Here is an 8365-nt window from a genome sequence, read left to right as displayed (position 1 = left end):
GATGGATCGCGAGCAAGCCCGCTCCTACAGAGGATTAAGCGTCCAGCTCAGCCCAGCGTTCCAGCAAGGTATCAAGCTGCGCTTGTAGGTTCTCTAGCTGCGCCATCACTGCCGCCGTCTGCTCGGCAGGACGCTGGTAGAAACCGGCATCTGCCATCTCAGCCGACAACGACGCCATTTGCGCTTCGACATCATCGATTTGCTTCGGCAAGGCTTCAAGCTCGCGCTGTAGCTTATAGCTGAGCTTTTTCTTGGCAACCGGCATGTCTTGAGCTACCACTGGGGCTGCTGCAACTGCTGCAACTGCCGCACTGGCCAACTCTGCCTTACCCGACTTGTTCTCGGTCACGCCCAACAAACGTGGCGAACCACCTTGGCGCAGCCAGTCCTGATAACCACCGACGTATTCACGCACCTTGCCTTCGCCTTCGAACACCAGCGTACTGGTGACGACGTTGTCGAGGAATGCCCGGTCGTGACTGACCATCAACACGGTGCCTTTAAACGTCAGCAGAACCTCTTCAAGCAGCTCGAGGGTCTCCACGTCCAGGTCGTTGGTGGGTTCGTCGAGGACCAACAGGTTGGCTGGCTTGCTGAACAGTTTTGCCAGTAACAAACGAGCACGCTCGCCACCCGACAATGCTTTCACCGGGGTACGTGCACGTTGCGGGCTGAACAGGAAGTCGCCCAGGTAGCTAAGTACGTGGCGGCTCTGACCATCGATATCGATGAAGTCGCGACCTTCGGCCACGTTGTCGATAACGGTTTTCTCCAGATCGAGCTGGTGACGCAACTGGTCGAAATAAGCCACGTCCAGACGCGTACCTACTTCAACCGTGCCGCTGCTCGGCTGCAAGCTGTCGAGCATCAGCTTGAGCAAGGTGGTCTTGCCGGTACCGTTGGCGCCCAGCAGACCGATACGGTCTTCGCGCTGCAGTACCATGGAGAAATCTTTGATCAGGAACGGGCCGCCCGGGTGAGCAAAGCTGACGTTATCCAGAACCATGACCTGTTTGCCGGATTTATCGGCGGTATCGAGCTGGATGTTCGCCTTGCCAGTACGCTCACGACGTTCGCTACGCTCTACTCGCAACTCTTTCAGGGCGCGAACACGGCCTTCGTTACGTGTGCGGCGGGCTTTGATGCCCTGACGAATCCACACTTCTTCCTGGGCCAGGCGCTTGTCGAACAGCGCGTTAGCCGTTTCTTCTGCGGCCAGCTGGGCTTCTTTGTGTACCAGGAAGCTGGCGTAGTCGCCGTTCCAGTCGATCAAGCCGCCGCGGTCCAACTCAAGAATCCGGGTGGCCAGGTTCTGCAGGAATGCCCGGTCGTGCGTAATGAACAGAACCGCGCCCTGGAAGCCCAGCAGAGCCTCTTCGAGCCAAGCAATTGCGCCGATGTCCAAGTGGTTGGTCGGCTCGTCGAGCAGCAGCAGATCCGGCTCGGACACCAGCGCCTGAGCCAACAGCACCCGGCGACGCCAGCCACCGGAAAGCTCAGCCAGCGTTTTGTCGGCCGGCAACTGCAAGCGGCTCAGGGTACTGTCGACCAATTGCTGCAAGCGCCATCCGTCACGGGCTTCGAGGTCTTGCTGAACATGCATCAGCTTGTCCAGGTCCTCAGCGGTGACGATGTTCTGGCTCAGGTGGTGATATTCGGCAAGCAATGCACCGACGCCGTCCAGGCCTTCGGCAACCACGTCGAACACGGTCCGCCCGTCGGCTTCCGGCAACTCTTGCGGCAGCTCGCCGATTTTCAGGCCTGGCGCGCGCCATACAGCGCCCTCATCGGGCTTCTGAATGCCTTTGACCAGCTTTAACATACTGGACTTGCCGGTGCCGTTGCGGCCGATGATGCACACCCGCTCACCACGGGCGATCTGCCAGGACACCTTGTCCAACAACGGCATAGCGCCGAAAGCAAGGGACACATCGCTGAATTTGAGCAGGGTCATGATCTTCTCCAAAAACTGGGGGCGCATTCTACCTGAGATACCCGCTGCATGTTGGCATTCAATAACAATCGAGCGGGCGTCGATGCCGGCGGTAGCGCCGCGAGGCTTGATGAAATCCGCTGAGACCGACTCAGTTGCATTACCGACCGGCAATGCTTTCACCCGGAGCAGGCAAAAGGCTAAGCTAGCGACACTTTTCTCGATTCATCTGCACGGAAGTCTCATGCGCAGTCGTTTGTTCGGTCTTTTGTCCTGCCTGCTTCTCTCCGCTACCGCTGCCCAATCAGTTCAGGCGGTCGACATCACTCAACAGCGTCAATATTACGATGAAGCAAAACGCGCATTGGCCAAAGGCGACACGGGCCCGTACATGCGTTACAGCCAGGCGCTTGCCGATTACCCTCTGGAACCGTATCTGGAATATGACGAGCTGACCGCCCGCCTCAAGACCGCCAGCAATGCCGAGATTGAAAAGTTTCTCGCAGAGCATGGCGACCTGCCCCAAGCCAACTGGATGAAATTGCGTTGGCTGCGCTGGCTCGTTGATCGAGGCGACTGGCAGACGTTCGTGAAGTACTACGACCCCAAGATGAACTTCGTTGAACTCGACTGCCTGTACGGCCAATACCAGTTGGGCCACAACCTGCGCTCTGAAGGCTACGCCAGCGCCGAAAAACTGTGGATGACGAGCAAGACGTTGCCAGATTCATGTGACGGTTTCTTCGCACAATGGGCTGCCGAAGGCCAATTAACAGAACAAAAACGCTGGAAACGCGCCAAACTCGCCGCTTCTGCTCGCAACTACAGCTTGGCCACTACGCTGGTCAATAGCTTGGTAACGCTGGCTCCCCAAGGCAGGCTGCTGATCGCCGTCGCGCAGAAGCCGGAAATGCTCAACGACCCTTCGCGCTTTCTGCCGGCCGATGAGGCCATGTCAGACGTGGTGGGCCTCGGCCTGCGCCGCTTAGCCAGACAAGACCCCCAGAAAGCCCTGAGCATGCTCGACAGCTATTCAGCGACCATGCACTTCTCCCGCGACGAACAAGTGGCGATCGCCAAGGAGATTGGGCTGACCCTCGCCCGTAGTTTCGATGGCCGCGCACTAGAGGTCATGACCAAATACGACCCGGACTTGCGCGACGACACGGTAACCGAATGGCGCCTGCGCCTGCTGCTGCGACTGGGCCGCTGGGATGACGCCTATCAGCTGACGCGTCGACTACCACCGGTTTTGGCCACCACCAACCGCTGGCGCTACTGGCAAGCCCGCTCACTGGAGCTGTCCCAGCCCACTAGCCCGTTGATACCTGCGCTGTATAAAGCCGTCTCGAAAGAGCGCGATTTTTACGGCTTCCTTGCCGCGGATCGCACCCAGACCTCGTACCAGCTGAAGAATCGTCCACTGGTGCTCAGCCAGCAGATCATCAATAAAGTGCGCAACACCCCAGGTGTACGCCGGGCACTGGAGTTCCATGATCGCGGCGAAGTCGTCGACGGTCGACGTGAGTGGTATTACGTCAGCCGCCTGTTCAGCCGTGATGAAATGGTCGCCCAGGCCAAACTCGCCTACGACATGCATTGGTATTTCCCGGCCATCCGCACCATCAGCCAAGCGCAATACTGGGATGACCTGGACATCCGCTTCCCGATGGCGCACCGCGATACGTTGGTACGCGAAGCCAATGTACGCGGCCTGCATTCAAGCTGGGTGTTCGCGATTACCCGCCAGGAAAGTGCATTCATGGACGACGCCCGCTCCGGCGTCGGCGCCAGTGGCCTGATGCAACTGATGCCGGCCACCGCCAAAGACACTGCGCGTAAATTCAGCATTCCGCTGGCGTCGCCGCAGCAAGTGCTGGACCCGGATAAAAACATACAGCTGGGCGCCGCTTATCTCAGCCAGGTACATAGCCAATTCAACGGCAACCGCGTACTCGCGTCAGCGGCATACAACGCAGGGCCCGCGCGCGTCCGTCAATGGCTGAAAGGCGCAAACCATTTGGCATTTGATGTCTGGGTTGAAAGCATCCCATTCGACGAGACCCGTCAGTACGTACAGAACGTGTTGTCTTATTCGGTCATCTACGGTGAAAAGCTCAATCTCCCACAACCACTGGTGGATTGGCATGAGCGCTTTTTTGATGATTTGTAGCCGCTAACTTATTCCAACACCGTGACCGGCATTCCGACTTCAAGGGTGCCTGGGCCATCGTTGACAATGTTCTGCCCAAACCAGACATCGCCGTCACGCTCGCGATAGGTCTTTAAGGTCGTCATGGGTTCGCGGTCAGCCGAACGCTCACCGGTCTTGGGATCAATGGTGGTGAGGATGCACCGGGAGCAACCCTTGAGCAGCCGAAACTCCATCTCACCGATGCGGATACGTTTCCAGCCGTCCTCAGCAAACGCCTCACTGCCTTCAACCACCAGATTCGGTCTAAAGCGCAGCATTTCCAGAGGCCGTCCAACCTTGGCCGACAAATCATCAAGGGAAGCTTGGCCGATCAGCAATATCGGAAAGCCGTCGGCAAAACCGACTTTGTCTTCGACAGTGCCGTAGCCGCTTGGCAACCAGCGAGCGCGGTCGGCCGGAACATGCACCATACGCGTAGGCCGCCCCATAAATGCGCTAAGCCACTGCGCAGCTTCGTCGCCAGCGTCCGGCACCCGCAGGGTGTCACGCCAAATAGTCACACCGCGCAGCGATTGCTCGGTATTTTCCGGCACATCTACCTCAAGGGATTCAAAACCGGGCGCACTCAAGGTCAAGCCACCGGCAACGTTCCACAGCGCCGACAACTGCGACATCTGCGGCATCGCACGCTGGGTAAAGAAGCGCCCGGAGCCCTCCTCTACCAGCATCCATCGGCGATCCCCGGCCAACCCAAGCCCGTCGAACTCAGCCTGACGCAATGGCTCGGCAATACCGGACTTGAGTGGAAATCGATAAAGTGCGCTGAGACGCAGCATGGTCAGTTTTCCTGAATCCAAAAAACCAACTTATACGAGTTGCCGCTGCGCTCTACAACCCCTCAAGCCTGATCAAGCATCAAACGCTCACGCACGACATCTACCAACTTATCCGGCTGAAATTTGGAGAGGAAATTGTCGCAACCGACCTTTTTCACCATAGAGTCGTTGAAACTGCCGGACAAAGAGGTGTGCAGCACGACATACAGCTTGCGTAAACGCGGGTCATTGCGGATCTCGGTGGTCAGCCGGTAACCGTCCATTTCCGGCATCTCGGCATCGGTGAAGACCATCAGCAGCTTATCGGTCATGACTTCACCGGTGTCCGCCCAAGCTTTGAGCATGTTCAACGCCTTGAGACCGTCGCGGGCAACATGCATCTTCACCCCGAGCTGGGAGAGCGTTTCGCGCAGTTGTGACAAAGCCACGTTCGAGTCATCGACCAGCAGCACTTCGCGGCCGCGGGCTAATTCCAATACCGGGTCCAACAGCTTTTCGCGAGAAACCTTCGCGTTGTAGGGCACGATCTCGGCGAGAACCTTTTCGACGTCGATGATTTCCACCAACTGGTCGTCGACCTTGCTGATAGCGGTTAGGTAATGCTGACGACCCGCACTGGCAGGCGGCGGCAAAATCGCTTCCCAATTCATGTTGACGATGCGGTCCACGCCACCCACCAGAAACGCCTGCACCGAGCGATTGTATTCAGTAACAATGATGGTGCTGTTGGGCCCCGGAATCAGCGGACGCATGCCAATGGCCTGGGACAGGTCGATCACCGGTAAGGTTTGACCGCGCAGATTGACGACCCCACAGACGAAAGGATGTCGCTGCGGCATGAGCGTCAGCTTGGGCAGTTGCAGCACCTCTTGAACCTTGAACACGTTGATCGCGAACAACTGCCGACCCGCCAGGCGGAACATTAGAATTTCCAGGCGGTTCTCACCCACCAGCTGTGTGCGTTGATCTACCGTGTCGAGAATGCCGGCCATTAATGACTCCTGGAATGATTCAATTTTTCTAGCGCTTCCTGCTTTATCGGCTGAAGTCAGCAAGACCTTAATTGCGGCAAGTGTGGCGCGAGAACATTGATATCATAACAACATCACTGCTGCTTGTTTTGCTCACTTTGCAGTCAAATAAATTGATTGCAAACTGCATGGCACTCAGATGAATACCGACAAATTGCTCTCTAGGGGATACCCTGAGTGACGATCAGGCTCAACCTGATATTCGCGATATCCAATAGACATTAATGTGACGCTATTCTCATTGCATCAATGGAGTTGGGCTCTTGTCGGCTATCTCGCGATCGAGAACAGGCAAGATACACCGGCCTATCGCCTGCCTTGAACAATTCCGGGGACCCACCATCATGGAGGGTAAAAAGTCCGCTCAACGCCCGGTAAAGAGGTCACACGGAAAGGTGGTTGGATATATTTCTGAGGTCAAAAACCGAGATTCGGAAACGGCCTACAGACTTCCGTTTGATTTCAACATTAACTTGAGGCCACTCGCCCAGCGAGATTTACGTTCGCTGTCCAAGAGCTGTGGAGATAAAGCATGTTGAACGGCACAGAGCAGCAAAATTCGCTTCCTGATTTTTTGTTTGAGGCCCAAACCCTTCTCACAAAATCAGACGAATGCCTAAGTCATCTGGAATTATTTACCAACGACAAGGACGCCATTGAATATCTTCTGAGCGCTCTTTTAAGCCTCGCCAACAAAGCGGACGGTCTTGCTATTAATGGCATAACCGACTTTTCCCTGCGTATCAATCGCCTGCTAAGCCTGGCGTATCCGCACATCAATTTGCAGGGCGACGCACTACGCGCCCTGAAAAACTGCTTCACCCTTCTGGCCTGGCAACTGGAACTGATCGACGCCGACACCGGAATGCTGCTCCTTGACGACGATGAACAGTTTGAGTTGCTGTCTTCATTTGCAGCCGTGGTCGGGCTCGAGGATGAACTGGCTGCTTTGGTGCCGAACACAACGCCGTCCACTTCGTTGAAATTGGACTTCAGCGCGATGGCACATCGACACTAACTCGTTGATCTCTGGTAATCGCAACAGCCCACACAGTTGCATCATTAATAACTAAAGCGTCCTAAGGGACGCTTCGGTTTCTATCGATATTCATCGCCCCCAAGACCCGCGAGCCTGATATGAATTGCAGTCGAATACTCAATTATTCAGCGGTTTAAGGTAATATCGGCAGCCTTGACCTGATGGCAGCCAATCAGGGTATCCGCAGCGAACATCGATGGCGCTTTCAGCTATGTACGCCAGCATCAAGTCATTCAAACTATGGGCACTGAGCAAGAACAACGCTCGCTGGCTTACAGCCTTACTCTGTATCAGTTCGGTCGCCGGCAATCTTGCGGTCTACTTCAACGCAATGGCCTTACCGACGTTACTGCTTGCACTAAATTTGGCCACCGTCATCGGCGTCTGGTACGTCCAGCGCAGATCGGGCGACTCGATCAATTTCCAGCCACGGGAACTGGCCGAGCACATGCTTGAAGTTCAGGAAACCGAGCGCCACCGGCTCAGCCGCGAGCTGCATGACGACATCGGCCAAATGCTCACCGCCGCCAAGTTGCAAAGTGACTGGTTGCAACGACGTATGCCGACCGAGCTCAGCAAGCATTTTTCCCTACTGTGCACCACGCTGGATGAGACGCTGGCGAAAGTTCGCGATGTGTCCGCCATTCTTAACCCCCGCCAACTTGCAAGCCTTGGGCTTGAGGAAAGCTTGCGCGCGCACTTGCTGCGCACCCTCGTCGATACGCCGGTGCATTGGAGTATGGAGTGCCATCAACGCCTCGCCGGCATCCCGGAAGAAATGGCGGTGGCTGCCTTTCGAATCACCCAGGAAGCAGTGACCAATGTGTTACGTCACGCGGCGGCAGAGAATCTATTGGTAAGGCTACAGCGCTCGCCGGAAGGGCTTTTACTGCAGATTGACGACGATGGCGTCGGCTTTGCGCCGGCTGAAAATCCAGGGCAACAAGGCCAGTGCGGCATGGCCGGTATGGCCGAGCGCGCTGCACTGTTAGACGGTACGCTGACAGTGCATAGCCACCCTGGCAAAGGTACGCAAATCAAAGCGCTGTTCCCGTGGGCACCCGGTGTTCGCGAACGCGCTAACACAAGCAAGGCCTTATGATGTGTAACCTGCTGTTGGTCGATGATCACGCGCTGATCAGGGCCGGGGTTCGTGCCTTGATCGCGGACCTGCCAGGCTATGCAGTGATCGGCGAAGCCAGTGACGGCGCGCAGGTCCTCGACCTGGTTCGGCAGTTGCGCCCGGACATTATCCTTCTGGACATCTCTATGAAGGACACCAATGGTTTGGACACATTGGAGCAGCTACTCGGGGAGTTCCCCCAGAGCAACGTGTTGATTTTATCGATGCACACCGACCCTCAGATGATC

7 protein-coding genes are annotated in these 8365 nt (G+C 56.5%); 4 read left to right on the top strand and 3 right to left on the bottom strand.

The window, feature by feature from the left end:
• Nucleotides 1-34 precede the first annotated feature (34 nt).
• Nucleotides 35-1954, bottom strand: a complete 1920-nt coding sequence (locus M0974_RS00455; RefSeq protein WP_297831184.1) for an ATP-binding cassette domain-containing protein — start codon at nucleotides 1952-1954, stop codon at nucleotides 35-37.
• Between the two features lie 223 nt (nucleotides 1955-2177).
• On the opposite strand from M0974_RS00455, the gene M0974_RS00450 reads away from it, so the two are divergent.
• Nucleotides 2178-4106 carry a transglycosylase SLT domain-containing protein gene (locus tag M0974_RS00450; protein ID WP_297831181.1) on the top strand — a complete coding sequence of 643 codons (1929 nt, stop codon included), beginning with the start codon at nucleotides 2178-2180 and terminating at the stop codon, nucleotides 4104-4106.
• Nucleotides 4107-4114: 8 nt separating this feature from the next.
• On the opposite strand, the gene M0974_RS00445 is transcribed toward M0974_RS00450, so the two are convergent.
• Both M0974_RS00445 and M0974_RS00440 read right to left on the bottom strand, forming a co-directional pair.
• Nucleotides 4115-4924 carry an MOSC domain-containing protein gene (locus tag M0974_RS00445; RefSeq protein ID WP_297831178.1) on the bottom strand — a complete coding sequence of 270 codons (810 nt, stop codon included), beginning with the start codon at nucleotides 4922-4924 and terminating at the stop codon, nucleotides 4115-4117.
• Nucleotides 4925-4986: 62 nt separating this feature from the next.
• Entirely contained in the window at nucleotides 4987-5916 is a 930-nt protein-coding gene (locus tag M0974_RS00440; RefSeq protein WP_297831176.1) for a chemotaxis protein CheV, read from the bottom strand.
• A gap of 571 nt (nucleotides 5917-6487) precedes the next feature.
• Here M0974_RS00440 and M0974_RS00435 point away from each other — a divergent pair.
• The 3 genes from M0974_RS00435 to M0974_RS00425 form a co-directional block, all read left to right on the top strand.
• Nucleotides 6488-6973 (top strand): hypothetical protein, encoded by a 486-nt coding sequence (locus M0974_RS00435; protein WP_297831173.1) that lies wholly within the window; start codon nucleotides 6488-6490, stop codon nucleotides 6971-6973.
• Between the two features lie 232 nt (nucleotides 6974-7205).
• On the top strand, nucleotides 7206-8096 hold the full coding sequence (locus M0974_RS00430) for a sensor histidine kinase (RefSeq protein ID WP_297831186.1): 891 nt from the start codon (nucleotides 7206-7208) through the stop codon (nucleotides 8094-8096).
• On the top strand, nucleotides 8093-8365 hold a 273-nt coding region (locus tag M0974_RS00425), incomplete at its 3' end, for a response regulator transcription factor (RefSeq protein ID WP_297831170.1). The genes M0974_RS00430 and M0974_RS00425, both read left to right, overlap by 4 nt.

The organism is Pseudomonas sp. (genome assembly GCF_026224925.1).
Taxonomy (GTDB): Bacteria; Pseudomonadota; Gammaproteobacteria; order Pseudomonadales; family Pseudomonadaceae; genus Aquipseudomonas.
The sequence above is the reverse complement of the archived record's forward strand: the minus strand, read 5'-3'. Positions and strand labels throughout refer to the sequence as shown.